We start from the raw sequence: 23,632 nt of genomic DNA on the forward strand, positions 1-23,632 counted from the left end.
CTATGAACTTTACGATCTGTTTGTGTTTTTTGTTTCTCATTCTAATATTATCTCCCCATTGTGGGGAGCTTTTTTGCTATTTTTTAAACAGTCTCCTTTTAACTTGACATTTTTTTTAATAGTCTTAACTTAATAAAATCCGAAAATCCTTATCAGGAGGCAAGGTATGTACTATGTAGCGGAGGTGATAAACGACGAATGCAGTAAATACAACTGTAAGCAGTGCACTCTTTTTTGTCCGGAACCCAACACACTCATGTACACTGACGAAGAACATCACGCATATGTAATTCAGGACAGATGTAAAGGCTGTGCTTTATGTGTTTATGTGTGTGTAAACCTACTCAAGCGAAATGCTATACACATGATCATGCCAGAAGTGCATGCAGAAAAGTAAAGAACCCTAAAGGAGGTTTGTGATGGCACATATAGGTCCAAGTGGTTTTTCACCCTATCCGGTGGCGGTTTATGAAGGTATACTTAATCCACCACCAGGTAAAGCCCTTTTGTTTAACGAAATAGTAGATGAAGAGATCGCTATGCGTGAAGCTGCAAAGGCAATGCTTACCAGAGAAAACCCCACTATATTCCCCGGACCTCAGGTGCTTTACGCTTGGAACGAAGAGGCAAAGGAAAAGGCAAAGCTGGTGAGAAAGATGGCAGAAGTCTTAGGAGCCAAGATCATACCTATGTACGATTATAGGCCCAAATATCCCAAGATAAACCCCGCTATAGAGATAAATCCTAACCATCCTAACCTTACCATATGGCACAATAAGATAAAAGCTTGCATATTTGTAGGTGTTCACTGCCACTATGCTAACGTAGCCTTAAAGATCATAAGGGCGGAAACGGACTGCTTTACTATAGCCATGTGCGGTATGGCAGGACACGAAGATGCCATGATAACTCTCAGAGATCAGCACGTTGAGGAGATGGAAAAGTTTATAAAGGTGGCAGAAGAAGTAAAGAAAGAGCTTGGAAAGTGAAAATTGATTAAAATCATGCAATTTATCTCTTTCTTAAGTAAATTTAAGTAAACCCTTATTGAGGAGGTGTAAGATGCAAGCTACAGAAACCATTTTATACAACAGGGCAGGACAGAGGGTAGTTTCTCCAGACTACCTTCTTTTTGAAGCTCCAAGAACAAAACACTTTATGACAGGTTCAGAAGCGGTTAAAGAAGCGGTAAAGCGAGCATCCGTTGATGCGTCTGTATCTTATCCTATAACTCCGCAGTCAGAAGCTGCGCACCTCATAGGTGAGTTATGGGTGGAAGGATACGTAGGTGTTTACTTTAGGGGTGAATCCGAGTTTGGAGTTATGTCAGAAATAGCAGGGTGTGCTATGGCAGGTGCCAGAACCATAACAACCACATCAGGACCTGGAACCCTCAGAGCTATGGAAAACTTCCCCATGTGGGCTGGAACAAGGATACCAGTTCAGCTCGTGCTGATGGCAAGAGGTGTAAACTCTCCACTCTCTATACAACCTGACAATCTTGAAGTGGGATTTTTGCTTGACACGGGTTGCATGATATGGTATGCAGAAACTGCTCAAGACTTATTTGATATGATATTAGCGGGTTTTGTAGTAGCAGAACAACCCGACGTGCATGTGCCAGTAATTACCGTAGTTGACGGCTTTTTTGTATCTCACACAAGAGAAGCCATTATGCTACCCCCAGATGACATAGCACTTCCTCCTTATAACCCCTACAGAGCTCCCATGCCCGTTATAGATGCGGAAGTTCCTCCAGGTAGATTTCTCAGAGACCCCTTTGTTATGAAGTCCAACTACATATCTTACGCTACACATGCAAGCTGGCAGTGGGAGGTAAGAGCTGCAATAGAAAGATCAAGACCTTACGCTAAACACTACCTTAGGGGCCTCATAGAGCACTTTGGAGATCCAGAGGCAGATCTTGTGTTTGTAGCGTGTGGCACTGCATCCGCTCAAGCAAAGGAAGCAGTAAGGCTCTTAGAAGATGAAGGTATACCAGCAAGGGTGGTCAAACTCAAAACCATAAGACCCTTCCCCATAGAGGAACTTAGGCAAGCGGTGAAGGGTGCTAAATACATATTCGTTCCTGAGTTTAATGTGGTAGGTTGGCTCGAAAGAGAGGTAAGGAGGTATCTCTACGGGCACTCTAACGCTGAGATAATAGGTGCTCCAAGGGTTGCTGGTGGAATGACCATGCCTGCGGAGGTTATCGTAAAAGAAGTTCTAAAACTCACAGGAAAGGAGGTCAAACATGTCATATAAGATATACGACATCAACGAAGAGCTAAAGGAGTTTATGCCAAAAGAGATAATAGACCTTGAGGAGAAAGCCACATGGGGCAATCCCAAAAGGGGTGTTATGGACCTTCCCTACACCAAGGAGCTTATAGAAGAGCACTCCCTCTGCGCTGGATGTCCAGAGTCTATGGCTCTCAGGTACATACTGGCATCCCTTCCTAACCCCGAGGACACCATAATAGTAAACTCCACTGGATGCACCTCACTGGTATTTCCTCACATAGCCTTGCACACAGTTCACTCTCTCTTTGGAAACCAAAATGCTGTAGCATCTGGTATCAAAAGGGTTCTTGAGTGGCGCTTCCCCGACAAGGTTAAAGACGTGGTGGTGTTAGCGGGCGACGGCGCTACTGTGGATATAGGCCTTGACTGTACCCTTCAGTCCTTCTTTAGGCAGGAAAAGATAACCACCATATGCTTTGACAACGAGGTTTACGCTAACACGGGTGGACAGGAAAGCGGTCTTACCGTCAAAGGCCATGTCTTTAAGATGGCTCCTAAAGGTAAGCAGTGGGACAAGGTGCCCATGTGGCAATTAGCCATAGACTCGGGATGTCATTATGTGGCAAGGCTCACGGTGTCCTCTCCCAAAAGAGTGGAGCAGGTGATAAAGAAAGCCATATATGTGGCAAGAGAGGTAGGACCTACATACGTACACCTCTATACACCTTGCATACTGGAGATAGGCCTAAATGCTGACGATGGCTTAGATGAGATGAGAGCAAGGGATAAGGAAAGGTTCGCTTTCTTTGAGTACATGACACCTCAAGCAGAAGAAGTAATAAACAGAGTAAAGGAGGAAGGCTTGCTATGAAGAGGAGAAGGGTAAACATAAGAATGCCAGCTTTGGGAGGTCAAGGTGCTGTTACTGCCGCTCACATAATAGCTACAGCTGCAGACTACGAAGGCTATTATGCAGTTTCCAACCCTTTCTTTGGTGCTGAGAAGAGAATGGCTCCTGCTGAGAGCTATGCACGAATTGGCTTAGAACCTATTTACGATAGAGGTGAAGTGGTTTATCCTGATGTTATAATGGTGTTCCATCCTCAAGTCATCACCATGGGCAAATCCTACACCATGCCCTTTTACTCTGGCATAAAGAGAAACGGCCTTATCATCATAAACACAGAAGAAGACTTACTTACAGAAGAAGACAAAGAATACTTGGAGTCTTTGAATGTAAAAGTGCTTAACTTTCCAGCTACAAAGTTCGCTATAGATATTGCAGGTACTGAGCTCTCCACCAACATGGCTATGATAGGAGCGCTCTTTGGCGTGATAGGTTGTGTAGGTTTAGAAGCCATAGAAGAAGGTATAAAGTCAAGATTTCTCAAAAAGTTTGTGGCATCCGGTGGTACCGCATCCCTTGACTCCGCTCTTGAGAGGAAGTTCAAGAAGAAGTTAGAGCTCATAGAGAAGAACCTAAATACCGCAAAAGCTGCCTACGAGCTTGCAAAAAGATGGGCTCAGGAACAAGGTATAGAGCCTTTCCTACCAAGACCTCAGGAAGCAATCTCTAAATGAAAAGTGGGGGGCCATAAAGCGCCCCCTTGATAATTTTTCTTGAAAGTTTAGTAAGTGTATAATTACTTATATAGGAGGTGAAGAGTTATGATAATAAAAAAGACGGACTTACCTCAAGTGGCTAACTCTATTATGAATGCCCTTCACGAGGATGAAGTAGAGATCATTAACGAGCTTTATTCTGCCTGTGAGGAAGGAAACAAAGAGAGAATAGACCAGCTTATGGAACTTTTGGTCTACGATATAGAAGATCACTTTTCTACGGAAGAAGAGCTCATGAGAGAGGGAGACTTTTTTGCTTACCCTATGCACAAAGCGGAACATGACAGCATGAGGCAGGAAGTAAAGGCACTTATGGAAAGTTGGAAAAGGAACAAAAAGCCAGAAGAGATATCTCAATTTATAAAGGAACGGTTAGTGCCTTGGCTGATGCTACACATAGCAAGATGGGACTCTACCACCGCTATGCATCTTGGGGATTGAGCTCTTGTAAAAGCTCCAAAACCTCTTGGTCCTCCACCTGACGGAAGTCTCTGTAAAACATGCCTACCGCAAAGTTAGGTTCGTGGGATACATGATAACAGAAAACCTCATCAGCATACTCTTTTATTTTCTTCCAAGTATCCGCAGGGCAGACAGGAGATGCAACTATTACCTTTTGTGCTCCTCTCCTTTTAACAAAATTCACGCCTGCTATAACTGTGTACCCCGTTGCTATACCATCATCAACTATTATCACCTCTCTTCCCGAAAGGTCGGGCACGCCACCTTTTAAGAAGAGCTTTTCCCTTTCCCTTATTTTTTTCATCTCCTCTTGAACTACCTTTCTTATCTGGTCTTCAGAAAGCCTAAAATAATCCACCGTTTTTTTGTCTATGTAGACCTCACCGTCTTTGTCCACTGCTCCAAAAGCAAGTTCTGGATTTTGTGGTACTCCCAACTTCCTCACTATAAGCAGACTCATAGGAACATTAAGAATCTTTGCTACCTCTTTGGCAACCACCACACCACCCCTTGGTATTCCTAAGACTATAGGATTTAACCTTCTGTCTATCTTGTCTTTTAAATACTCTCCCAAGACCTTACCTGCTTGAGTTCTGTCTGAAAAGATCATCTTAAACTTAAATATATGGGCAAACACAGAAAAAACAAAGTAAAGGTTGAACACACTTTGCTTGAAGGACTTGAAAGGTATCTGAGAGTTATATCCCAATTTGATGGAGTAAAAAGTATAGTGCCGGGAAGGATATCAAGAAATAACAGAGGAAGAGGTTCAAAAGGTATATTTCTTAAATACAGGACAAACTCTGGTTTTAAGCTTCTTTATAAAAATGGCACTTCTGTGCAAGAAGTTTTTGTGGTTTGTAGCGATAGCCAAGCTTTTGAAAGGCAATTTAAAGAAGCTTATGGATACGAAGCATAGCTTTATGTATCAGTAAGGGGTCATAGATTCCCATATCTTCAAGAAGCCATCCATCACCACCCGTGATCACCAAGGAAAAATCCTTCATGTAGGTGTTTTTCAATTCCTCAAGAAGGGTTTTTATAAAGCTTTTAGCTTCTTTTAGAACTCCTCCAACAACTGCACTTTGTGTATCTTTACCTAAAATTACCTCAACCTTCTTAAGCTCAAAAGAGGGTATAAGTTCTGCTCTCTGCGAAAGGCACTGTAGCTTTGTAGCCAATCCAAGGCTTATAAATCCACCCTCAAACACTCCTTCCACAAGGACATCAAGCACAAGGGCTGTCCCACAGCTAACTACGAGGGCATTCTCAGAGTAAAAACCAAGCGTTCCGTAAAGGTTTAAGAGCCTATCAACGCCTACTTTGGTTGTGTCAAAACCTGCCTTTATTGGTATATCTTTACCCTCTACAAAAAGGGCATTGGGAAAGATCTCCTTTAGTAGTATGTTTAGAGAGGGCTTTACTGATGCTACATATACCCTATCGTAATCGCCTCTTAAATGTTCTAATTCCTTATGGGAAAGTTTTCGGATAAAGGTAAGGTTTTTACCGTCGTATTGGCAGGCATCAACGCTGGTGTTTCCCACATCAAGAGTTAAAACCTTCATAAATCTTAGTCCCTTCTTGATCTACATCAAGAACCAAGTATCTTGCTGTTATACCCTCTTCCTCAAAGGCTTTAGTCATAGCTTTTCCTATATTTTCAAAGTTGCGGTTGGAAAAGGAAGCCACAGAGGGTCCTGCACCACTCAGAAATACCGCTAAAGCTCCCTCTTGGTAAGCCCTATCCATCACTTTAAAAAAACCCGGTATGAGTTTGGCTCTGTAAGGTTGATGCAATCTATCCTTTACCGCCTCTTTAAGAAGATCATACTCCCTTTTGCACAGGCTTGCCATCATCAAGCTCGCTCTCTGGATGTTGTTTACCGCATCAGATAGGCTGACCTTTTGCTCTAAGATGCTTCTTGCTATATCAGTAGAAAGCTCAAAATTTGGTACAGCGACTACCACTTTGATGTCCTCGGGGAAATCCATCTTGGTATAAATGAGTCTTTTACCGTCCCAAAGAGATATTACAAAGCCACCCAAAAGTGCGGGAGAGAGATTATCTGGGTGTGGTTCCATGCTTATGGCTAACTTTAGCTTTTCCTCCTGGCTTAGCCTTTTACTGTGCAGGATCTCAAAGGCGGTTATACCACCTATTATAGCTGTAGCAGAGGACCCAAGACCCCTCCCCGTAGGTATACTGTTCTTCTGAATTACTCTAATGGGCTTTGGATCTTCTCCAAAGTATTCACAAGCTTTAAGATAGGCTCTTATAAAGAGGTTATTCTCATCCTTGGGTAGGTTAGTTCCTTCTCCTTCTCCTTCTACTGTAAACTTTTGCCATCTTTCAAAGAAAAACTCGTTGTATAGACTAAGCGCGAGCCCAAAGGTATCAAAACCGCAACCCAGATTGCTCGTGCTTGCAGGAACTCTTACACAAAACATGAAAATATTTTACTCCAGCACGTTTACACTTATTACTCTTCTGTATATGTTTGTAAGCTTATCTCTTTCAAGTAAATTTTTTACCACCTTGTTGACCTTTATGTACTTTCCATCATCACGCAAAATACCATAAAGCGCATGGTAGATCACAATGTCTTTTCCTTCCATGCCACCATATAGCATAACATGTCCTCTGAGAAAAAGGAGGGTTCTAAAAGGTGGTAATGTTTCAAGAGTGGTTTTCATCTCTTCGTAGCTACTGAAACCTTCTTTTACCTTTATCCCTATCTGTGATTGTTGCTGAGAGTTTCTTGGAAGTTCAAGTCCAAAAAGGGAAAATACATCTTTAACAAGGGAAGAACAATCCCAACTACCGTGCCTTCCTCCCCAGTCATAAGGCTGTCCCAAAAGCCTTTCCAGTACGCTCTTGACAAGACCTTCAGAGTACTCAAGATAACCATCGTTAAAACCTTCTGATAGGCTCACTGTATGATAAGAGCCATCAGGAAGTAAAACACGGTAAAGCTCCCCTTCCTTACTCAAATAAGGCACTTTGGAACCAAGCCCAAACTCCAAGTTTTTTATGTAAAGCTTTGGCTTTAACACTACAAGAAAGGGTAAAGAAAGCACTTCAAGAAGTTCTTTCCTATCCCTTATCGCAACATCTTTCCTTTTTACCCATCCCCTCATAAAGGGAGACTGGACATAGAGCCAATTTTCGTCTTTTGAGGTATGAAGTATCGCCAGGGGTGTGAAAGGTTCAAGAAGAGTATACTGATTTAGGTCTATGTCCTTATTGTTTTTGTATATGGCAAGGTCTGTAGGATACATCTTCATGTTTGTCCTTCTTAAGGTCCAACCAAAGGATACTTTTATCTCCTGCGGAACACCTTCCAAGTTTGTATTCTCCACAAAGCTTTTGTCCATAGGTAAAACATCTTTAAACATCCACTCTTTTACCGTACTTCCCTTTACTTTTTCTGGAAAGTCTGTTAGATTCACTACATAGGGTATCGAGGTGAGAATCTGAGAGTTTATCTTACTTACCTCAAGGCTTTGGGCTATACTGAAAAATAGTATGAGGAAAATAACTATCATAGTAGTTATATTAATCCTTTCTCTTTCTGCATCCTTCCCAAAAGAGGAAGTGTTTTATCTAATGGGAACTTACGCTATTATTGATCTACCGGGAGGTAAAAACTACCAAGCCTACAGATACATGAGAAATATTGAAGAGAAACTTTCGGACTATATGGACACTTCGGAGGTTTCGGAAATAAACAAAAATGCGGGAATTCAGCCTGTGGTTGTATCACCAGAAACCTTAGAGGTCATAAAAAAGGCACTTTACATCTCTCAGATAACGGAAGGAGCTTTTGACATAACGGTAGGTGCTATAACCATAAGGGCTAAAAGAAACAAGGAGATATCAATAGAAGAAGCTACCAAACTTGTTGATTACAGAAAAGTTAAGTTAGAAGGCAGTAAGGTGTTTTTAACAGAAAAAAATATGGCTATAGACTTGGGTGGTATAGGTAAGGGATACGCGGTGCAGAAGGCTTATGAATATGTAAAAACTCCAAAAGGTTTTATATCCATAGCGGGAGACATGAAAGTGTGGGGAGAGAAAAGACTGCTGGCAGTATATGACCCCATCACAAAGGGTATTCTGATGGAAGCTATAAATAAAAGAGATGTTTGTCTATCTACTTCTGGCAACTATCTGAGAGAACATATAATAGGAAAACCAAATTCCTTGCTTCAGGTTACCGTTGCCTACGAGGATTGTACTGCTACAGATGCCATATCCACTGCGGTGTTTGCTATGAGTGACGAACAAAGACAGAGATTCTTAGAAAACCATCAGGACATAGGCATACTGCTCCTCTATAAAGATGGGTCTGTTTATTTCAACAGAACCTTTCTTAACTATTTCGAGCTTGTCATCCTGCGAAACTGAATTTTAAGATTTATTAATCTTTATAATCAATAAAATATTATTAGATGATAACTCTTACATCGGAAGATGTAGAAAATAAGATTTAAGAGTATAGAAATCTATTTGTAAAATTATACCAAATAGTAGTCCTTGACATTATAAGAACTCCTTATATATTTATTAAAAATAGCTTATAGTTCTGTAAAAAGGAGGTGACACATGGAAGGACATGAAGACTTCTTCCCAAAAGGTGCAGTAGCATTTCTTGTTCTTATGCTTGCCTTTTATGCCTTTGTATGGCTCTCCATTTACTTGACGCTAATAGCAAGGGGGTAATACCATGGACAGGGCGGAGAAGGGTGCATTCATCACAGCAGTGATTTTTCTTGGTTTTTTCTTTGCTCTCATAGTTTACGCTGCTAAAGGTTTAAACATTGATGTACCTACCTGTATAACGGATGTGAAACCCTACACGCAGGGACAGGTGATCCAGCATGCACCTGACAGGTATGAGATCCACTACCTTGCCAAGATGTGGTACTTTGAGCCTGCGGATGTGGAAGTGCCGGTAGGATCAACGGTGGACATATACCTGACCAGTGGGGATGTAGTCCACGGTTTTCAGATTGATGGGACCAATGTGAACCTTATGGCTGTGCCTGGAGCCATATCTTACGCAAGGGTCAAGTTTGAAAAGCCGGGTGTTTATCACATAGTCTGCCACGAATACTGCGGTATAGGACATCAGGATATGACTACAAAGATAGTGGTAAAAGGAGGTGAGCAGAAATGAAGGTGGAAGGAAGCGTAAAAACTGTTATTTTAGGTGAGATCATATTTCCCATACTGCTACTTGTTTTTGGTATATACCACGGACTTATGCAGGCACTCTATAGGGCGGGTATTATAAAGGACATGTCCTTCTTGGGCATTGAGTACTATCAGGGGCTTACTCTTCACGGTGTTATAAATGCGGTAGTGTTTACCACCATGGTAATTGTGGCTTTTGGTAATGCGGTGTTTCTCTATTATCTGAAAAAACCGCTCAGGCCTGCAGTCCAATGGGTTAGCTTTTTGATGATGGTCATAGGCACTCTTATGGCTGCGTGGGCTATGTTTACGGGCAAAGCCAATGTACTATACACCTTTTACCTTCCCCTTGTAGCTCACCCTGCCTTTTACATAGGTGCTGCTCTTCTGCTTGTAGGTTCCATAATTCCTCTTTTCTTTGACTGGGCACCTAATTACATAGCTTGGAGGAAGGAACACCCAGGAGAGAAAGTACCTTTGGCGGTCTTTGGTGTTTTTGTCAATCACATCATGTGGGTTATCATGCTCGTCCCTGTAGTAATTACGGTAGTCTTTCAGATGATTCCTCTGTCTTTGGGTATTACCCAAGAAGAGAATGTGTCTCTCAGCAGAACACTCTTTTGGGCTTTTGGACACCCCCTCGTTTACTTCTGGCTACTGCCTGCTTATACCATGCTGTATACCATACTTCCAAAGATAGTAACAGGAGATGGAAAGCTGTATTCGGACAGCGCTGCAAGGTTTGCCTTCATACTCTTTATACTATTTTCCTTCCCTGTAGGTCTTCACCACCAGTTTACTGAACCTGCTGTAACCAACAACTACAAGCTCATACACGCGCTCTTTACTTTTGGAGTAGCTGTTCCCAGCATGCTCACAGCCTTTACCGTTGCTGCATCTCTTGAGTACTCTATAAAACAGAAATATCCTGAGGTAAGAGACTCCCTCTTTTATTGGTGGACCAAGATACCCTACATAAGCTTAGAGGGTGATAAGTGGTTGGTTTCCTACTTTATGGCAGGTCTTTTCCTCTTCTTCGTAGGTGGCATAACGGGTATAGTCAATGCGTCTTACAATGTGAACCTCGTGGTACACAACACCTCCTTTGTACCAGGGCACTTTCACACTACCGTAGGGGGCCTTGTTACTCTGTCTCTTCTGGGTATATCCCTTTACATGGTTTCCAAACTCATGGGTAAGGATATAAGGTTTAAGGGACTTGCGGTTTTGGCTCCGTGGTTGTGGTGGCAGGGCATGCTCATTTTTGAGTATGCTATGTCTGTAGCTGGTATTCATGGATTCCCAAGAAGAACAAACGCAGGTTTATCCTACCTAAACCCTGAGTCTCCTCTTTACAGACCCGAATGGGTAGGTTATGCGGAACTTTCCGCCTTTGCAGCCTTTATAATAGTGCTTGGATTTGTATTCTGGGCTGTGTCTTTCTTTGGAACTATCCTTTCACCAAAGGTAAGAGAGGAAACCCTCGAATTTCCTACTGCATCTGCACTGCACGACGAAAAAGCTCCAGCGCTTAACCGTTTGACGCCGTGGTTTACCGTATCAGTGCTACTCTTCGTGCTATCTTACTTACCTGCTTTGTACGATGTTACCAAGAGGGGTGTATTCTTTGACTCTCCGGGATACAACGACAAAAATCCTGTGCCTATAACCAAACCTCAGAGTGCAAAAGAAGAGAAAACAAATACCGCAGAAGCCAAGTGATATGCGTTCCCTCGTGCGCCTTTTGTTTTGGGGGATCCTCCCCCTTCTTTTATTTTTTAGCTACACCTACTCTCAAGGAACAGGGATACCTCCTAACGAATCAAGAACTCTGGGGAAGCATTTACCCCACATAGAGCTAATGGACTCTTACGGAAACACTTTTGACATATATGAGCTCAAAGGAAAGCCCATAATTTTGAGTCCCATATACACGCACTGTTCTTCTGCTTGTCCCATAATAACGGATTCTCTAAAAAAAGCAATTTCCCAGCTGGGAAAACCCGGAAAGGACTTTTGGGTTATCAGTTTTTCTTTTGATCCCAAAGACACAGTTAAGGACATAAGGAAGTTTCAAGAGGAGCACCATATAGACGGCATTGGTTGGAAGGTGGTCATAGCAAAGGATAAGGAAAATCTCTTTAGACTTGTAGATGCAATAGACTTTAGGTTTATGACATTGGAAAACAGAGACTTTATCCATCCCAATCTTTTGGTGGTTATATCTCCAGATATGAGGGTGAAAAAATACCTCTACGGCGTGGTTTTCAGTCATCAAGATTTAAAAAAGGCTATGGGGAAGGAAAGCATACTTGAGATAGCAAGACCTTACGTGTTCTTTGTTGGTTTATTGGGTTTTGTATCTACCTCTCTTTACATACTTTTAAAAATCTTCAAAAGGTGATATAATAAAATATTGGTAAGGAGCCGTAGTTCAGCCCGGTCAGAACGCCGGCCTGTCAAGCCGGAGGGCGCGGGTTCAAGTCCCGTCGGCTCCGCCACTTTGCTATGAAGGAAATACTTTATAAACTGTCCAACTTTGAGAATCTCACAAAAGAAGAGATCAAGACAGCCATAAAGGATATGGTGGAGGGGAGAGCCACAGATGCACAGATAGGTGCTTTCATCATAGCCACCAAGATGAAGGGGGAAAGCGTAGAAGAGATAGAAGGTTCTGCGGAAATCTTCAGAGAGTTAGCTACCAAGGTGGTTGTTTCAAGACCGGAAGAGCTTGTGGACACTTGTGGTACCGGTGGGGACATGCAGGGAACTTTTAATGTGTCCACCATTACAGCCTTTGTGCTTGCAGGTGCGGGTGTAAGAGTAGCCAAACACGGCAACAGATCAGTATCCTCAAAAAGCGGAAGCGCAGATCTTCTGGAATATATGGGAGCAAAGATAGACCTTTCACCAGAAAAAGTGGCTGTTATGATAGAGGAGCTTGGTATAGGGTTTATGTTTGCACCCATCTTTCATCCTGCCATGAAAAGGGTTTTGGGTCCAAGGAGAGAGGTAGGTGTGCGTTCAGTGTTTAACTTGGTAGGTCCCCTCTCCAATCCAGCGGGTGCCAAGAGACAACTGCTTGGAGTTTTCTCTGAAAGGCTTGTTGATAAAATAGCTCGCGCTCTTAAAGGTCTCGGGTGTAAAAGTGCTATAGTTGTGCACGGTAAAGATGGAATAGACGAGGTCTCCATATCCTCTACCACCAAGATAGCACAGCTAAGAGAAGGTGGAGAAGTTATACTTTACGAGTTTGTACCAGAAGATGTAGGATTTAAAAGATATCCTTTAAGTTCTGTGTGCGTATCGGGTGTAGAAGAGAGCGCAAAAGTTGCTATGTCCGTTCTTAAAGGGGAGGAATCTCCCGCGTACTACATGGTGCTTTTGAATGCCATGTTTGGGCTTATAGTCTCTGGTATTACAGAAGACAAAAAAACCGCTCTGGAGAGGGCAAAGGAGTCTATACACAGTGGTAAAGCTTACGAGAAGCTCACAAGGTTCGTAGAGCTATCCCAAAAGTTATGATAAAAGTTGGGAGGGTAGCTTACCTAAACACCATTCCCCTTTTTTACAAGTGGGAAGACCAAAACATACAGCTCGTATACGGACATCCCTCTGAACTTGCGCTTATGTTAAGGAAGGGAGATATACAAGCGGGGATAGTTTCTTCGGTGGAGTATCTTGTAAACTCTCATCTTTATGACTATGTGCCTGACATTTCCATATCTTCTAAGGAATACACCTGCTCTGTGTTGCTCTTTTCCCATGTACCTATTGCGCAGGTCAAAAAGGTGTATCTTACACCCAACTCTATAACCTCAAGATATCTTAGCATATATGTGCTTGAAGAGATTTACCGCATAAAACCCATCTACACAGAAGATAGAGAATGTGCAGACTGTCTTTTGCTCATAGGTGATGAAGCATTGTTTGAGAAAAAGAGAGGTAAATTTCCCTACATTTATGACCTTGGCCATGAGTGGTACAAAAAACACAAACTGCCTTTTGTCTTTGCCCTTTTCATAGTAAGGAAAGATGCGCCTTTATGGCTTGCTCAAAGAATAGGTGAGCTGTGCAATGCATCAAAAAAGGCTTTCTTCGATGACCTTATGCAGAGAAAGATAGAGATAGAGGGTTTTGAGTGGGAAGAGCTTGTTGAGTATTTCACAAAGTGCCTTCACAACGGACTTGGAGAACAGGAGCTGACTTCCCTTGAAATTTTCATGAAGTTTTTAGATTCAAGAGGTTATACTAAGTGATGAAAGGAGGTGTAGGAATGAAGAAGGTAGCTTTATTTATGATTCCGGTGATGTTTTTGGTAAGTTGTGGACAGGTGACCTCAGAGAAGACTTATCAAGGAGCCGGTGTTGGCGCTGCAGGAGGTGCCATAGCAGGAGCACTTATAGACAAAGAGAACAGGTGGAGAGGAGCTGTTATAGGCGGTGTGCTCGGTGCGGTCTTAGGAGGAACTATAACGGAGATAGCCTCAAGGGCTGCAAGGGAAGCTGCAATAAATAACAGACCTGTGGAATACAGATCTGAAGATGGAAGAGAAAAGGTTTATGCAGAGCCAGTGGCATCGAAAGGAAACTGTAAGATAGTAAAAACCAGCTATTATCAAAATGGTAAACTCGTAAAGGTGGAAGAAAAAGAGGTTTGTCCCTGATCAGAGCATCTTACACTTGGTGTTTATGACACCAAGGTTTCCTCCTCTTTTTCTGTAAAGTATTTTAAGAGTACCTGTTTCTACATCAACAAAAGGAAGGAAGTATACGCCTGTACCTTTTAGCTCAAAAATGGCGTCCTCAAGACTCATGGGTTTTTCCACAACAAGCTCTTCCTCTATTACAGGAGGAAGTTCCCTTTCCTCAGAAGGCATCAGCCCTGCGGTTAGCATCTCTTCCTTTAGCTTTGCTCCCCTTCTTCTTATCTCGTGTCTGCGCTGTTTTAACTTTATGATCTGCCTTTCTACTTCGTCCATAACCCTATCAAGTGCAGAAAACACATCCACATCTTCTTCCCATGCGTGAACACTACCACCACCCCAAGTCTTGAGGTACATGTCTATGTCTACCCTGTAAAGAGTAGGTCTGCTATCTCCTGCAAAGTCCTTCTGCTTTGCCCTTGTGGTAGAAAGGGTGACTACCACTTCCACTTGATCCTCTTCCGCTTCCTTTAAAAACCTCGATAACCTTTCCAATTTGCCTTCTACAAAGCTTTTCATAGCGTCAGTCCATTCAATGCCCTTTCCGATAAATTCCAAGTTCATTTTCTGACCTCCTTAGTGAAATAATTATACAACGCTTGTGCTATAATAAGACATCATGGAATACGCCTTCTTTGAAGGTAAGATAGTCCCCGTAGAAAACGCAAACATAAACATAAAGACCAACTCCTTTCATTACGGAACCGCAGTGTTTGAGGGTATAAGAGCATACTGGAATGAAAAAGAACAGCAGTTATACATACTTTTCGCCCGTGAGCATTACGAAAGACTCTTGAAAAATGCAAGAGCTATGTTCATGAACCTTCCTTACACCGCAGATGAGCTTGTAGAGATCACTAAAGAAATTCTCAGAAAAAGCGAGATAAGATGGGATGTTTACATAAGACCTATAGCTTACTTTAAGGACCTTGCGCTCACCCCAAAGCTCATTGGCTTTACGCCTGATGTTGCCATATACACCTATAACTTTGGTAGGTACTTGGACACCTCAAAGGGTATAAGGGTAAAAGTTTCTTCTTGGAGGAGGAACGACGATAACTCCATACCTTCAAGGTGGAAGGTAGCGGGTGCGTATGTAAACAGCGCTCTGGCAAAAACTGAGGCTCTTCTTGGTGGATACGACGAAGCTATAATGCTCAACCAACACGGATTTATTGCGGAAGGCTCTGGGGAAAACATATTCCTCATAAGGGGTGCAAAGGCAATAACTCCATCATACTCAGAACACATACTTGAGGGTATTACAAGAAGTGCGGTCATAAAACTTCTCAAAAAGGAGCTTTTAGTAGAGGTGGAAGAAAGACCTGTTGCCAGGAGCGAACTGTATATTGCTGACGAGCTTTTTATGACTGGTACTGCTGCGGAAGTGACACCCATAATAGAGGTGGACAACAGGAAAGTAGGAAGCGGAGAGGTGGGAACTATAACAAGAGAACTCCAAGAGCTTTACTTCAATGCGGTCAGGGGAAACATAGAAAGGTATAAGGTCTGGCTTACTCCCGTTTATGAGAAGTGAAACTCTTGATGAACTAAAGCGTTTAGCAGACGAGGTTTTAAGAGTAAACAGACTATCTGGAAGTGAAGGAAACGCTACAGCTAAGAGAATTATAAAAAAGTGGCTAAAACATAGAGGCATAAGTTATTCTGAGGAGTTCTTTTATGTAGAGAGGCTCATGCCAATAGAAGCAAGTATAGAGGTAGGCAACACAGTAGTTTTGGGAGTCCCTTATGCAGGAAGTCCCAGCGGAGTTTATGAAGGTTATGTAAAAAGAGAGCCCATAGAAGGAGATATTGCTCTTCTTAGAGTATCAGAGGAAAAACGCGATCATGTAAAGAAGGCAAAGGCTTGTATCACATATCTAGATAAGGTCAACACTTACTATTACGGTAGTGTAAATGGGGAAGGAATCCCTTTTGTAAATATAAAGCTTGAGGATGTTCAGCACATAGAAGACGCCTATGTGAAGCTTACGATAAAAACTAAGAAAGAGAAGGTTCTCTGTAGCAACATAGTTTTTGACTTGGGAAGAGGACCTACTATCTACTTAGTGGCACATGTGGACACCGCGCCAGAAGTGTTTGGTTCAACAGATGGGGTAGGCTTCTTACTGCTTCTTTTTTTAGCAGATGAGCTAAAGAAAAACTTCTATCTACCTTACAGGATAAGGTTTCTCCTTACTGACGCAAAAGAGCTGGGACTTGAAGGTTCTAATTTCCATGTTAGCAAGGGTATAAAGTACGCTTACTACTGTATAAACTTAGATACCATAGGTTGGCGCAATCCTGCAGTTATATACAAAGACGCAGAAGGATACAATGGTGAGCGCATCATGGAGATGTTTTTTAAGCATCTTCAGGACATGAGAATGGACATACCTTTTGTTAGTAAAAGCTCGGCAAAAAGTGATCATATACCTTTCAAAAGGAAAGGGGTGCAGACTCTTTTTTTGAGTTCTGAACCTTTTACCATAAATCACACCCTCCATGACAACACAGAAGCTATAAACTGGGATATGGTCATTGTATGGTACGAGCTTATCTTATCCTTTTTAAGGAGGTTTCACAGACTATGAGATACCTTTTACTGTTGTTCCTTCCCCTCTTGTCTTTCGCACAAACTTTGCATCTTTTGGAGAAAAAGCTTGAAGAGACAAAAACTATCAGGGTATCCTTTGTGCAGAAGGTATCTTACTCTTGGTATCCTAAACCAGACATATCTAAAGGCTTTTTCTACGCCCAGAGAGGAGGAAAGTTCAGAATAGAGTATGAACAACCTGAGCGCATGCTTATAGTATCCGATGGTAGGAACATACTTATCTACTATCCACAGGAAAAAAGCGCCATTATAGATAGGGTGGAAAATAACAGGTCTGCAGTAATAGAAGCCCTCTTCCTTTTGTCTAAGCCCTTAAGCGAGGTTTTTGAATCAATAGGAGAGATAAAAAACGGTAGAAACACTACTTTGGTACTAAAGCCTAAACTTAGAGATGAGGAGTTTCACAGGGTTTATGTAGAGCTTGATGAAGAAAACAACATAAAGTCCATAAAGATTGAAGACAAGGAAGGAACAACCACCACTGTGGAATTTTTGAGTGTGAGCAATAATTTTTCGCCTTCAGAGGACCTATTTAAGATCAAACTACCACAGGGTGTAAAGGTTAAGAAGTTATGAAGAAACAAGCAATAGATTTTTCCATAGAAAAGGCTTCAGAAAAAGATATGCAAGAGCTTGCACGGATATATCTAGAAGGCTACAAAGGGCTTGAAGAATATTCTTACACACACATGGATGATGTACTGGCTTATTTGAACTGGCTTTTTAGAAGGGATGTAGCAGGTATATTTGTAGCAAAGCATAACGGCAGGATCGTTGGTTTTGTAGCCAGTGATGGAAACTGGTTTAGCAAAAGGGAGGGCAAAGTAGTGGGTGCCATTCATGAGATTGTCGTACTTCCAGATTACAGGAACAAGGGTGTAGGTAAGGCTCTTGTAGAGAAAGCACTAGAGTACTTCAAAAGCAGAGGTCTTGACACCGCTGAGCTGTGGGTGGGGGAAGAAAATTATCCTGCTATAAATTTTTACAGATCTCTTGGTTTTGAAAGCAAAGACAGGTTCAATTACTGGATAAGGATGGTTAAAAAGATAGATAATTAAAGCTATGGCAGGTGGGGAGCTTATAGAAGAGCTAAAAAATGCACTCCGATCGGCTCAGGAAAGTATAAAGATAGTGTCTGCTTGGATAAAGGGGGACATCCTTGAAAGTCTTCTCCAAGATATCAGAGAAGATGTGAAGGTAGAGGTCTTCCTTAGGGCTGGAGAAAGGAAAGATATGGACATTACTGACTTTAGGGTTTTTAAGGCAGTCAGAAGCGTAAAGGGGAAAATATACCTAAACCCAAGGCTTCACGCTAAGTTCCTTATAATTGATGACAGTAGGGCTTTTGTAGGTTCTGCTAACCTCACTTATGCAGGAACACAGCAAGGTAATTTTGAGGCAGTTGTTGAGATCACAGACCCTATTAAACTCAAGGAACTTCTTCTTCTTTACCAAGCGCTAAAGGATGAATCTGAAGAGATACAGCAAGATACAGTCGCATTGGTCCTCTCCTCTGAAAACTCCCTATCCTCTCACGTCTTACTCCTTGAGGACCTTCCAGAACAGTGCTTTCTCAAAACACCAACAGAAAGGGGAATCTTACTCTGTAAGCTCATCGCAGTAAAGACCCAAGGCTTAGAAGAAAGTATTCTTTGGGGAAAGACTGCAGATAAAGACTGGCTTATAGCTTTTCTGAAAGCTTGTGCTAACGAAACAGGAAACCTAAAAATAGGTGAAGTAAGGATCATGTGCGAGTATAGGAAGGTAAAAGAAGAGGAGAAAGAGAGTTATTTTGGCGTACCTTTAAAACCTTTGAAAGTGGGAACACAACTTCTGAGAGTAAAAGGTGATGATCAGGACATGCAAAAGATCATGAGCATGAACCTTTCTGGATACCCTATGGAAAAAAAGGCTTTTGTAGGAAAAATACTCAACACGGATGTTGATGTTTATGTGGATATAACGAAGGTGTCCAGTATGCACATGGCAGTAATAGGCACCACTGGAGCGGGTAAAACCACATTTATCAGAAGACTCATAGAGCACGCACAGAGCGAAGGAATTCAGTTTTTCGTTATCGATGTTTTCGGAGAGTATTACGAGAAACTAAAAGTGAACAAAGAACGCATAGAGTATGTAAAGATACCTTATACCCTTTTTCCCATTCAAGCAGAAGACCTAAAAGACATCCTTAGGGCCTACGGTATAGGCATAGAAGAAAGAACAACAGAAGAAAAAGCATTCTTCACGAACCTCAGAAAGTATCTTAAACCAGACCTTGAGCTTATTTGCTACAAAGAGATGAACTTAGAGGAACTTCTTATTTCATCAGCTCCTACCTCTTTAAAGAGCCATGTAAAGGACTTTCTAAACGCCCTTATGCGGGATTTTGGTCCTGCCTCTGTAAAAAATCAGAAAGATGTTTACTTTATGCTTCTTGAGGGGCTAAGATCAAACAAGGATATAGTGGTATTTGACTTTAAAGATGTACTCAACCTTGATGCCAGAACAAACATGGTAGGATTACTCATGAAGGAGGTTTTTATACTTTCAAGGCTTGATGGCAAAAAAAGACTTGTGATACTTGAAGAAGCTCACAACTTTGCCCCAGAAAGGGGTGCTTTAGATGTACCTTTTGGCAGAGAAAACTTGTCTTACCTAATGGCAAAAAGGATAGCTTTAGAAGGTAGGAAGTTCGGTGTTGGCCTTATAGCTATAACCCAGAGGCCAGCTAATATAAGTAAGTACATACTTTCTCAACTGAACACTCAAGCAGTTTTTAGACTTATAACCAAAAACGACCTCGATGCAGTTTCTGTATTTTTCGGAGAAGGACAGATGGAACTTCTCAGGCTCCTACCCTCCTTAAGACCCGGAACGCTCTTCCTCAGTGGTATTGCAGTCCCCTTTAGCATGCTTGTAAGTATAGAACTTTAACCTAAAGGCTTTTTGAGATTGTCTCCAATATTTAGTTCATCAAAAAACTAAAGAGGTAAGAGCGCAACCAAGGAAGTCCGCACTGATTGCCTGGATTATCACTATAGTAGCACCAGTCTATCTGTGTTGTAAGTGTGTTAGTGTCTATACAGAGTAGTCTTGATCTTTGAAGTATAAGCACCCACATTTCCTCCCTTCAAAAGGCACTTGTTAAGGGGTTTAGAGCTCGTTTAAAAGGCTTGAGGCATTGACAGGCAACGCAGTAGGCGGTTTTGAGGAACATTTTCCCTACTTCTTGACGAAATTATAAGAAAAGTTTATATTCATTATAAGTGATCTAAATCAGTAAGTGAGTATTTAGTAAAGGAGGCAAGACATGAGAGAGATGACGAGGCGAGACCTTCTAAAGGTGGGTGGTCTTTCCCTTACCGCTATTGCGAGCCCATCTTTCGCTCTTAGGGTTATGGAACCTGTGGTAAAGGTGGAGAATCCTCTGAGCAGTTATCCCAACAGGGACTGGGAGAAGTTTTACAGAGACATTTTTAAATCAGAGACAACCTTCACCTTTTTATGCGCTCCAAACGATACTCACAACTGCCTGCTGACTGCTCATGTCAAAAATGGGGTGATAACAAGGATTGAGCCCTCTTACAAGTTTGGCGAGGCAACAGACATATACGGACTGAGAGCTTCTCACCGTTGGGACCCCAGATGTTGCAACAAAGGTCTTGCTCTAATGAGGAGGTTTTACGGAGATAGAAGGGTCAAGGGTCCTATGGTTAGGAAGGGTTTTTATGAGTGGTACAAGGCAGGATTTCCAAGGGACCCAAAAACAGGTAAACCCCCAGAAAAGTATTTCCAAAGAGGAAAGGATAAGTTTATAAAGGTCACATGGGATGAGGTTGCGGACATAATAGCCAAAACTATTATAAACATAGCCTCAACTTACAGTGGTGAGGAAGGAAGAAAGAAGCTTGAGGCACAGGGACATTATCCTAAGCCCATGCTTGATGCTATGGAAGGGGCTGGAACTAGGACTCTCAAGTTCAGAGGTTCCATGCCCTTTTTAGCTGTGGTGAGGTACACATCTCCCTATAGGTTTGCTAACATGCTTGCCATCTTAGATAGTCTTATAAGGGGAGTGGAACCGGATAAAGCCATTGGAGGGAGAGGCTGGGACAATTACGCTTTTCATACGGACCTTGCACCCGGTCATCCCATGGTCACTGGTCAGCAGAACACCGAATTTGACCTATGTATGTGGGAACACTCCAGGCTCATAATCCTATGGGGTATGAACCCTTTTACTACAAAAATGCCCGACTGTCATTGGCTCACGGAAGCTAGGATAAAAGGTTCAAAGGTTATAGTCATATCCAACGACTACTCACCCACAGCCAGAGCGTCCGATGAAGTGATAGTAGTAAGAACTGGCACCGATACCGCTTTGGCTCTCTCCATAGCCTATGTGATAATGAAGGAAAAGCTTTATCAGGATAGGTATGTCAAGAGCTTTACCGACATGCCTCTTCTTGTGAGAATGGACAATGGTAAGCTCCTCAGAGCAAGAGACTTAATACCCAACTACCAACCTAAGCCCCTCAAGAAGGCTGTTGTGTTCAAGCCAGGGGATCCGCTACCACCCTTTTACAAACAGGAGAAACAGTATATACCTGCGCCAATAAGAAACGATGACATGAATGACTTTGTCGTTTGGGACACGAAGACTAACTCACCAAAGGTCATAACAAGAGATGATGTGGGAGAAGATTTCTGGAAGCTGGGTATAGATCCCGCTCTGCACGGCACTTATAAGGTAAAAACTGTTGATGGTAAGGAGGTAGAGGTAAAGCCCCTATTTCAGGTGTACCTTGAGTTCTTTGGAAAGAACTATACACCCAAACAGGCTGAGTTGATAACAGGCGTTCCTGCAAAGAAGATAGAGAAGCTTGCAAGAGAAATAGCAGCACATCCGAGAAACCTCAAACTCGCTCAGGGAATGGGTGTGAATCAATACTTGCACGGGGATCTAAAAGACAGAGCCATGTACATGATATGTGCCCTGACTGATAACATAGGACACCCTACTGGAAACATAGGATCTTACGCAGGAAACTTTAGGTTAGCTCTCTTTAACGGTGCACCTCAATACCTTGCAGAAGACCCCTTCAATGTAGAGCTTGATCCTGAAAAGCCTGCAAAGGTGAGGTTTTATTGGAAGCCTGAGTCTGCACACTATTACTCTCACGATGACCACCCACAATACATGGGGGACCACCTCATAACGGGTAAGACCCATATGCCCACGCCAACCAAGTTTGTATGGTTTGTTGATGCTAACTCAATTCTTGGAAATGCAAAATGGAAGTACAACATCATAATGAACACTCTGCCCAAAATAGAGTGCATAGTGACCAATGAGTGGTGGTGGTCGCTCACCTGCGAATACTCAGACATAGTACTTGGGGTGGATGCTTGGAACGAGAATAAGTACTGGGACATAGCGGGTTCTGTAACAAATCCTTTTGTGTATGTCTGGCCCAAGACTGGACACAGAAGGTTCTTTGACACCAAAAATGACGCTGAAGCTTTTGCCCTTGTTGCTAATAGGCTTACAGAACTTACGGGGGACGAACGCTTCAGAAACTATTGGAAGTTCGTTTTGGAAGGCAAACAGGACATTGTGTACGTGCAGAGGGTTATAAACGCATCTTCCAATCTAAGAGGATACAAGCTTGAAGATATAGCCAAAAAGGCTCACGAAGGCATTCCTTCTCTCATAATGACGAGAAGCTATCCCAAATATGTGGGAGAAGACCAAACGAGAGAAAGCAAACCTTGGTACACCAAGAGCGGAAGGCTTGAATTCTATAGGGAAGAGCCCGAGTTTATGGACGCAGGAGAAAACCTACCTGTTTACAGAGAGCCTGTGGACTCCACTCACCACGAACCCAATGTGATAGTAGCAAGGCCCCACCCCCTTCTAAGACCTAAGAAACCGGAAGATTACGGTGTTAGCTCAAAAGAGGCTCTGCTTAACACCGAGTGGAGGCAAGCCAGAAATGTACTGGTAGAGCCTGAAAAGCTACCTGGTACCAAACATCCTCTAATGGTTACCTTTGGTGCAACGCACATAGTGCATACTCCCAAGTACAGACACTCCGCTCATACTACAACGGGAGACACGGATATAACGGTGCTTCTCTTTGGACCTTTTGGAGATATATACAGACACGACAAAAGAATGCCCTTTGTCTCAGAGGCTTATATAGACATAAACCCAAAAGACCTTGAAAAGATGGGTATAAAGGACGGTGATTATGTGTGGGTGGATGCAGACCCTCAGGACAGACCCTTTGTGGGATGGCAGAAAAGGCCTGATGATTACGAGGTAGGAAGACTGCTTTTGAGAGCCAGAGCTTCCAATAACACACCGCCGGGATGCGCCAAGATATGGTTTAACATGTACGGTTCTTCTCACGGTTCTGTCAGAGGTACAAAAGAAAATCCTAATGGACTTGCCAAAAATCCCGATACTGGCTACCAATCTCTTTACAGAAAGGGTAGCCATCAGTCTGTTACGAGAGGTTGGTTCAAGGCTACATTGCAAACGGATACCCTCATAAGGAAGAACCTTATGGGTCAGATAATAGGAAAGGGCTTTGAGTTAGATGTTCACGGTCTTATTGGAGCTCCAAGGGAAGGCTTTTGTAAGATAACCAAAGCCGAAGACGGAGGTATAGGTGGTAAGGGTGCGTGGAGACCTCTAAAGCTTGGCTTTAGACCTATGAACGCCAGTCAGTCTCTTAGAAGGTATGTAAAAGGCGATTTCATAAAGTGAGGA

26 protein-coding genes and 1 tRNA gene are annotated in these 23,632 nt (G+C 42.5%); 21 read left to right on the forward strand and 6 right to left on the reverse strand.

Annotated features, from left to right (window positions below; translation table 11 throughout):
• Positions 1-166 precede the first annotated feature (166 nt).
• The 6 genes from CP948_RS04450 (at position 167) to CP948_RS04475 (ending at position 4,308) form a co-directional block, all read left to right on the forward strand.
• On the forward strand, positions 167-397 hold the full coding sequence (locus tag CP948_RS04450; protein ID WP_012964184.1) for a 4Fe-4S dicluster-binding protein: 231 nt from the start codon (positions 167-169) through the stop codon (positions 395-397).
• 22 nt (positions 398-419) lie between these two features.
• Positions 420-989 (forward strand): carbon monoxide dehydrogenase beta subunit family protein, encoded by a 570-nt coding sequence (locus tag CP948_RS04455; protein ID WP_096601664.1) that lies wholly within the window; start codon positions 420-422, stop codon positions 987-989.
• Positions 990-1,062: 73 nt separating this feature from the next.
• On the forward strand, positions 1,063-2,265 hold the full coding sequence (locus tag CP948_RS04460; protein ID WP_096601667.1) for a transketolase C-terminal domain-containing protein: 1,203 nt from the start codon (positions 1,063-1,065) through the stop codon (positions 2,263-2,265).
• A complete protein-coding gene (locus CP948_RS04465; RefSeq protein WP_096601670.1) occupies positions 2,255-3,115 on the forward strand; it encodes a thiamine pyrophosphate-dependent enzyme in 861 nt (286 codons plus the stop codon). Before CP948_RS04460 ends, CP948_RS04465 begins: the two co-directional genes overlap by 11 nt.
• Positions 3,112-3,825, forward strand: a complete 714-nt coding sequence (locus CP948_RS04470) for a 2-oxoacid:ferredoxin oxidoreductase subunit gamma family protein (RefSeq protein WP_096601673.1) — start codon at positions 3,112-3,114, stop codon at positions 3,823-3,825. Before CP948_RS04465 ends, CP948_RS04470 begins: the two co-directional genes overlap by 4 nt.
• A gap of 87 nt (positions 3,826-3,912) precedes the next feature.
• A complete protein-coding gene (locus CP948_RS04475) occupies positions 3,913-4,308 on the forward strand; it encodes a bacteriohemerythrin (RefSeq protein ID WP_096601676.1) in 396 nt (131 codons plus the stop codon).
• Here the strand turns inward: CP948_RS04475 and CP948_RS04480 are convergent.
• A complete protein-coding gene (locus tag CP948_RS04480) occupies positions 4,289-4,939 on the reverse strand; it encodes a phosphoribosyltransferase (RefSeq protein WP_096601679.1) in 651 nt (216 codons plus the stop codon). The two genes, CP948_RS04475 and CP948_RS04480, sit on opposite strands and share 20 nt — an antisense overlap.
• Positions 4,940-4,954: 15 nt before the next feature.
• Between CP948_RS04480 and CP948_RS04485 the strand changes: the two genes are divergently transcribed.
• On the forward strand, positions 4,955-5,248 hold the full coding sequence (locus CP948_RS04485; protein ID WP_096601682.1) for a DUF2103 domain-containing protein: 294 nt from the start codon (positions 4,955-4,957) through the stop codon (positions 5,246-5,248).
• On the opposite strand, the gene CP948_RS04490 is transcribed toward CP948_RS04485, so the two are convergent.
• Genes CP948_RS04490 through CP948_RS04500 form a run of 3 tightly spaced genes read right to left on the reverse strand, consistent with a single transcriptional unit; the run spans position 5,220 to position 7,878 of the window.
• Positions 5,220-5,897: a type III pantothenate kinase gene (locus CP948_RS04490; protein ID WP_096601685.1), complete on the reverse strand. Its 678-nt coding sequence runs from the start codon at positions 5,895-5,897 to the stop codon at positions 5,220-5,222. The two genes, CP948_RS04485 and CP948_RS04490, sit on opposite strands and share 29 nt — an antisense overlap.
• Positions 5,878-6,780, reverse strand: coding sequence for a homoserine kinase (gene thrB / locus CP948_RS04495; protein ID WP_096601689.1), 903 nt, complete (start codon positions 6,778-6,780; stop codon positions 5,878-5,880). Before thrB ends, CP948_RS04490 begins: the two co-directional genes overlap by 20 nt.
• Positions 6,781-6,789: 9 nt before the next feature.
• The gene (locus CP948_RS04500; protein WP_096601692.1) at positions 6,790-7,878 is read right to left on the reverse strand and encodes an SH3 domain-containing protein; all 1,089 of its coding nucleotides are present in this window, start codon (positions 7,876-7,878) and stop codon (positions 6,790-6,792) included.
• Here CP948_RS04500 and CP948_RS04505 point away from each other — a divergent pair.
• The 8 genes from CP948_RS04505 to CP948_RS04540 all read left to right on the forward strand — a co-directional run bounded on the left by CP948_RS04505 (position 7,859) and on the right by CP948_RS04540 (position 14,195).
• Positions 7,859-8,740, forward strand: coding sequence for an FAD:protein FMN transferase (locus tag CP948_RS04505; protein ID WP_096601695.1), 882 nt, complete (start codon positions 7,859-7,861; stop codon positions 8,738-8,740). The two genes, CP948_RS04500 and CP948_RS04505, sit on opposite strands and share 20 nt — an antisense overlap.
• A gap of 319 nt (positions 8,741-9,059) precedes the next feature.
• Positions 9,060-9,512 (forward strand): cytochrome c oxidase subunit II, encoded by a 453-nt coding sequence (locus tag CP948_RS04510; RefSeq protein WP_096601698.1) that lies wholly within the window; start codon positions 9,060-9,062, stop codon positions 9,510-9,512.
• Positions 9,509-11,251 (forward strand): cbb3-type cytochrome c oxidase subunit I, encoded by a 1,743-nt coding sequence (locus CP948_RS04515; RefSeq protein ID WP_096601701.1) that lies wholly within the window; start codon positions 9,509-9,511, stop codon positions 11,249-11,251. The genes CP948_RS04510 and CP948_RS04515 overlap by 4 nt, the downstream gene beginning before the upstream one ends.
• A 1-nt stretch (position 11,252) precedes the next feature.
• Positions 11,253-11,933 (forward strand): SCO family protein, encoded by a 681-nt coding sequence (locus CP948_RS04520; protein ID WP_096601705.1) that lies wholly within the window; start codon positions 11,253-11,255, stop codon positions 11,931-11,933.
• Between the two features lie 19 nt (positions 11,934-11,952).
• Positions 11,953-12,030: transfer RNA gene (locus CP948_RS04525), tRNA-Asp, on the forward strand.
• A gap of 7 nt (positions 12,031-12,037) precedes the next feature.
• Positions 12,038-13,054 (forward strand): anthranilate phosphoribosyltransferase, encoded by a 1,017-nt coding sequence (gene trpD, locus CP948_RS04530; protein ID WP_096601708.1) that lies wholly within the window; start codon positions 12,038-12,040, stop codon positions 13,052-13,054.
• Entirely contained in the window at positions 13,051-13,788 is a 738-nt protein-coding gene (locus CP948_RS04535) for a menaquinone biosynthetic enzyme MqnA/MqnD family protein (RefSeq protein ID WP_096601712.1), read from the forward strand. The genes trpD and CP948_RS04535 overlap by 4 nt, the downstream gene beginning before the upstream one ends.
• 17 nt (positions 13,789-13,805) lie before the next feature.
• Positions 13,806-14,195, forward strand: a complete 390-nt coding sequence (locus tag CP948_RS04540; protein WP_096602012.1) for a YMGG-like glycine zipper-containing protein — start codon at positions 13,806-13,808, stop codon at positions 14,193-14,195.
• On the opposite strand, the gene hpf is transcribed toward CP948_RS04540, so the two are convergent.
• Positions 14,196-14,798 (reverse strand): ribosome hibernation-promoting factor, HPF/YfiA family, encoded by a 603-nt coding sequence (gene hpf / locus CP948_RS04545; protein ID WP_096601715.1) that lies wholly within the window; start codon positions 14,796-14,798, stop codon positions 14,196-14,198. It lies immediately after the preceding gene.
• 55 nt (positions 14,799-14,853) lie between these two features.
• Between hpf and ilvE the strand changes: the two genes are divergently transcribed.
• Genes ilvE through CP948_RS04570 form a run of 5 tightly spaced genes read left to right on the forward strand, consistent with a single transcriptional unit; the run spans position 14,854 to position 19,788 of the window.
• A complete protein-coding gene (ilvE, locus tag CP948_RS04550) occupies positions 14,854-15,771 on the forward strand; it encodes a branched-chain-amino-acid transaminase (RefSeq protein ID WP_096601718.1) in 918 nt (305 codons plus the stop codon).
• A complete protein-coding gene (locus CP948_RS04555) occupies positions 15,761-16,828 on the forward strand; it encodes a M28 family peptidase (RefSeq protein ID WP_096601721.1) in 1,068 nt (355 codons plus the stop codon). Before ilvE ends, CP948_RS04555 begins: the two co-directional genes overlap by 11 nt.
• A complete protein-coding gene (locus CP948_RS04560; protein ID WP_096601724.1) occupies positions 16,825-17,427 on the forward strand; it encodes a LolA family protein in 603 nt (200 codons plus the stop codon). Before CP948_RS04555 ends, CP948_RS04560 begins: the two co-directional genes overlap by 4 nt.
• The gene (locus CP948_RS04565; RefSeq protein WP_096601727.1) at positions 17,424-17,909 is read left to right on the forward strand and encodes a GNAT family N-acetyltransferase; all 486 of its coding nucleotides are present in this window, start codon (positions 17,424-17,426) and stop codon (positions 17,907-17,909) included. The genes CP948_RS04560 and CP948_RS04565 overlap by 4 nt, the downstream gene beginning before the upstream one ends.
• Before the next feature lie 4 nt (positions 17,910-17,913).
• On the forward strand, positions 17,914-19,788 hold the full coding sequence (locus CP948_RS04570) for a helicase HerA domain-containing protein (protein ID WP_096601730.1): 1,875 nt from the start codon (positions 17,914-17,916) through the stop codon (positions 19,786-19,788).
• 31 nt (positions 19,789-19,819) lie between these two features.
• On the opposite strand, the gene CP948_RS08855 is transcribed toward CP948_RS04570, so the two are convergent.
• Positions 19,820-19,975, reverse strand: coding sequence for a hypothetical protein (locus CP948_RS08855; protein WP_180764089.1), 156 nt, complete (start codon positions 19,973-19,975; stop codon positions 19,820-19,822).
• Positions 19,976-20,164: 189 nt separating this feature from the next.
• Between CP948_RS08855 and narG the strand changes: the two genes are divergently transcribed.
• Positions 20,165-23,629, forward strand: coding sequence for a dissimilatory nitrate reductase subunit NarH (gene narG, locus CP948_RS04575; RefSeq protein WP_096601733.1), 3,465 nt, complete (start codon positions 20,165-20,167; stop codon positions 23,627-23,629).
• Positions 23,630-23,632 lie beyond the last annotated feature (3 nt).

Origin of the sequence: Hydrogenobacter hydrogenophilus (genome assembly GCF_900215655.1) — a bacterium.
GTDB classification, from domain to species: Bacteria; Aquificota; Aquificia; order Aquificales; family Aquificaceae; genus Hydrogenobacter; species Hydrogenobacter hydrogenophilus.

Bases quoted from the DNA above. Each gene is read 5' to 3' on its own strand.
- CP948_RS04450 (WP_012964184.1), top strand. From the start codon at position 167: ATGTACTATGTAGCGGAGGTGATAAACGACGAATGCAGTAAATACAAC.
- CP948_RS04455 (WP_096601664.1), top strand. From the start codon at position 420: ATGGCACATATAGGTCCAAGTGGTTTTTCACCCTATCCGGTGGCGGTT.
- CP948_RS04460 (WP_096601667.1), top strand. From the start codon at position 1,063: ATGCAAGCTACAGAAACCATTTTATACAACAGGGCAGGACAGAGGGTA.
- CP948_RS04465 (WP_096601670.1), top strand. From the start codon at position 2,255: ATGTCATATAAGATATACGACATCAACGAAGAGCTAAAGGAGTTTATG.
- CP948_RS04470 (WP_096601673.1), top strand. From the start codon at position 3,112: ATGAAGAGGAGAAGGGTAAACATAAGAATGCCAGCTTTGGGAGGTCAA.
- CP948_RS04475 (WP_096601676.1), top strand. From the start codon at position 3,913: ATGATAATAAAAAAGACGGACTTACCTCAAGTGGCTAACTCTATTATG.
- CP948_RS04480 (WP_096601679.1), bottom strand. From the start codon at position 4,939: ATGATCTTTTCAGACAGAACTCAAGCAGGTAAGGTCTTGGGAGAGTAT.
- CP948_RS04485 (WP_096601682.1), top strand. From the start codon at position 4,955: ATGGGCAAACACAGAAAAAACAAAGTAAAGGTTGAACACACTTTGCTT.
- CP948_RS04490 (WP_096601685.1), bottom strand. From the start codon at position 5,897: ATGAAGGTTTTAACTCTTGATGTGGGAAACACCAGCGTTGATGCCTGC.
- thrB (WP_096601689.1), bottom strand. From the start codon at position 6,780: ATGTTTTGTGTAAGAGTTCCTGCAAGCACGAGCAATCTGGGTTGCGGT.
- CP948_RS04505 (WP_096601695.1), top strand. From the start codon at position 7,859: ATGAGGAAAATAACTATCATAGTAGTTATATTAATCCTTTCTCTTTCT.
- CP948_RS04500 (WP_096601692.1), bottom strand. From the start codon at position 7,878: ATGATAGTTATTTTCCTCATACTATTTTTCAGTATAGCCCAAAGCCTT.
- CP948_RS04510 (WP_096601698.1), top strand. From the start codon at position 9,060: ATGGACAGGGCGGAGAAGGGTGCATTCATCACAGCAGTGATTTTTCTT.
- CP948_RS04515 (WP_096601701.1), top strand. From the start codon at position 9,509: ATGAAGGTGGAAGGAAGCGTAAAAACTGTTATTTTAGGTGAGATCATA.
- CP948_RS04520 (WP_096601705.1), top strand. From the start codon at position 11,253: ATGCGTTCCCTCGTGCGCCTTTTGTTTTGGGGGATCCTCCCCCTTCTT.
- trpD (WP_096601708.1), top strand. From the start codon at position 12,038: ATGAAGGAAATACTTTATAAACTGTCCAACTTTGAGAATCTCACAAAA.
- CP948_RS04535 (WP_096601712.1), top strand. From the start codon at position 13,051: ATGATAAAAGTTGGGAGGGTAGCTTACCTAAACACCATTCCCCTTTTT.
- CP948_RS04540 (WP_096602012.1), top strand. From the start codon at position 13,806: ATGAAGAAGGTAGCTTTATTTATGATTCCGGTGATGTTTTTGGTAAGT.
- hpf (WP_096601715.1), bottom strand. From the start codon at position 14,798: ATGAACTTGGAATTTATCGGAAAGGGCATTGAATGGACTGACGCTATG.
- ilvE (WP_096601718.1), top strand. From the start codon at position 14,854: ATGGAATACGCCTTCTTTGAAGGTAAGATAGTCCCCGTAGAAAACGCA.
- CP948_RS04555 (WP_096601721.1), top strand. From the start codon at position 15,761: ATGAGAAGTGAAACTCTTGATGAACTAAAGCGTTTAGCAGACGAGGTT.
- CP948_RS04560 (WP_096601724.1), top strand. From the start codon at position 16,825: ATGAGATACCTTTTACTGTTGTTCCTTCCCCTCTTGTCTTTCGCACAA.
- CP948_RS04565 (WP_096601727.1), top strand. From the start codon at position 17,424: ATGAAGAAACAAGCAATAGATTTTTCCATAGAAAAGGCTTCAGAAAAA.
- CP948_RS04570 (WP_096601730.1), top strand. From the start codon at position 17,914: ATGGCAGGTGGGGAGCTTATAGAAGAGCTAAAAAATGCACTCCGATCG.
- CP948_RS08855 (WP_180764089.1), bottom strand. From the start codon at position 19,975: ATGTGGGTGCTTATACTTCAAAGATCAAGACTACTCTGTATAGACACT.
- narG (WP_096601733.1), top strand. From the start codon at position 20,165: ATGAGAGAGATGACGAGGCGAGACCTTCTAAAGGTGGGTGGTCTTTCC.